The sequence below is a fragment of the Geminicoccus flavidas genome, assembly GCF_009806515.1.
Classification (GTDB): domain Bacteria; phylum Pseudomonadota; class Alphaproteobacteria; order Geminicoccales; family Geminicoccaceae; genus Geminicoccus; species Geminicoccus flavidus.
Genome location: NZ_WUJP01000200.1, coordinates 1 through 2,260, shown reverse-complemented (window position 1 = coordinate 2,260; position 2,260 = coordinate 1). Strand labels below are relative to the sequence as shown.

At 70.7% G+C, this 2,260-nt stretch carries 2 protein-coding genes; both read left to right on the top strand.

From position 1 onward, the window contains the following. Nucleotides 1–699, top strand: a 699-nt coding sequence (locus tag EQG76_RS05470; protein ID WP_159711318.1) for an ABC transporter permease, incomplete at its 5' end; no start/stop codon positions are given. Continuing rightward, a partial coding sequence (locus EQG76_RS05465; RefSeq protein WP_159711316.1) for a dipeptide/oligopeptide/nickel ABC transporter permease/ATP-binding protein occupies nucleotides 696–2,260 on the top strand: 1,565 nt, incomplete at its 3' end. The genes EQG76_RS05470 and EQG76_RS05465, both read left to right, overlap by 4 nt.

The window sequence follows — 2,260 nt, the reverse complement described above, 5'->3', positions numbered from 1 at the left end:
AACCGCCCGGTGCTGGACGAGGTGCTGGAGCGCTTCTCGGCGACCCTGATCCTGGCGGGTGCGGCGCTGGTCCTGGCCTCGGTGCTGGGCCTGCTCGCCGGCATCGTGTCCGCGGTCTACCAGTACGGCCTGGCCGACAAGCTGGTGACCTTCGCCGTGCTGATCGGCATCTCCCTGCCGAGCTTCTGGCTGGGCCTGCTCCTGATCCTCCTGTTCGCGGTGCGCTGGCGGCTCCTGCCGGTGAGCGGCATGTACGCGATCTATGGCGGCGGCGGCTTTACCGACCTGCTCTGGCACCTGGTCCTGCCGGCCACCACGCTCGCCGTGGTGGCGGCCGGCGTGATCGCCAGGCTCACCCGCTCGGCGATGCTCGAGGTCCTGCGTCAGGATTTCGTGCGCACCGCGCGCGCCAAGGGGGTGAGCGAACAGGGCGTGGTGTTCCGCCATGCGCTGAAAGCCGCCATGGTGACGGTGATCCCGGTGATCGGCATCCAGGCCGGCTTCGTGCTGGGTGGTGCCGTCTATATCGAGACGGTGTTCCAGTGGCCCGGCATCGGCCGGATGCTGGTCGACGCGATCGGCACCCGCGACATCCTGCTGGTGCAGGGCGGCGTGCTGGTGGTCGCGGCCAGCTATGTGCTGTTCAATCTCCTGGCGGATGTGGTGCAGCGCGTGCTCGATCCCAGGATCGCCGCATGAACGCCGCCGCCCGGGGCTTCCTCGCGCGCCTGCTGCGCAATCGGATGGCGGCAGTCGGCCTCCTCGTGCTGGCGTTGATCCTGGCCGTCGTGCTGGCCGCACCCGTCCTGCCGCTGGCCGACCCGGACGTCACCGATCCGGCGCGGCGCCTCCAGCCGCCGCTCAGCGAGGGCGCCTGGCTCGGCACCGATGCGCTCGGCCGCGACCTCCTGGCCCGCCTGGTCTGGGGTGCCAGGCTCAGCCTCGTCGTCGGCGTGGCCGCTTCTCTCCTGGCCGCCCTGCTGGGCTCCACGGTGGGGCTGCTGGCCGGCTATTTCGGCGGCTGGACCGACACGCTGCTGATGCGCGGCATCGATACGCTGATGGCGTTCCCCTACCTCCTGCTGGCACTGGCGATCGTGGCGGTGCTGGGGCCGGGCCTGCTCAACGCGCTCTATGCGGTGGTGGTGGTCAACATCCCGTTCTTCGCCCGCAACGTGCGCGGCGTGGCGGCCGGCCTGCGCCACCGCGAGTTCGTGGACGCGGCACGGCTCTCCGGCATGGGCAGTGCCCGCATCCTCCTGCAGGAGGTGCTGCCGAACGTCATGCCGGTGATCGTGATCACCGTGTCGACCACGATCGGCTGGATGATCCTGGAGACAGCCGGCCTGTCCTTTTTGGGCCTGGGCTCGCAGCCGCCGCAGGCCGATCTCGGCTCCATGCTGGGCGAGGGGCGCAAGGTGCTGATCAACGCGCCGCATGTGGCGGCCGTGCCGGGCCTGCTCGTGTTCCTGATCGTAATGAGCATGAACCTGATCGGCGACGGCGTGCGCGATGCCATCGACCCCCGGCTGCGCACGGGCCTGCCCGGCAAGCCGGGTGCCGCGACCAGGATTGAGCGGCCGCAGGCACCAGCCGGGCAGGACGGTAACTCGGGCGCGCTCCTGGACGTCCGGGGCCTCCAGGTGGCCTTCGACACCGGCTCGGGACACAGCCTTGCGGTGCAGGGGGTCGACCTCGCCGTGGCGCCCGGCGAGTGCCTGGGCATCATCGGCGAATCCGGTTCGGGCAAGTCGGTGAGTGCACTGGCCCTGGCCCGGCTGGTGCCCTCGCCGCCGGGCGTGATCACAGCCGGCACGGTGCGCTTCGAGGAGGACGACCTCCTGGCCGCCCCGCCCGGCCTCCTGCGGCGGCTGCGTGGTGGGCGGATCGCCTATGTCTTCCAAGACCCGCTCACCACGCTGCATCCGCTGATGCGGGTGGGCGACCAGGTGATCGAGGCCATCCAGGCGCACCGGCGCCAGCCTGCCGGCACTGCCTGGGCACGGGTCCGCGAGCTGTTCACGGATGTCCGCCTGCCCGAGCCGGACCGGATCATGCAGGCCTATCCGCATGAGCTCTCGGGCGGCCAGCGCCAGCGGGTCTCGATCGCGATGGCGCTGGCCAACGAACCGGACCTGATCATCGCCGACGAGCCGACCACGGCACTCGACGTGACGGTCCAGGCCGACATCCTCGACCTTTTGGCCGAACTCCGGCGGCAGCGCCGGCTGGCGCTGGTCTTCATCAGCCACGATTTCGG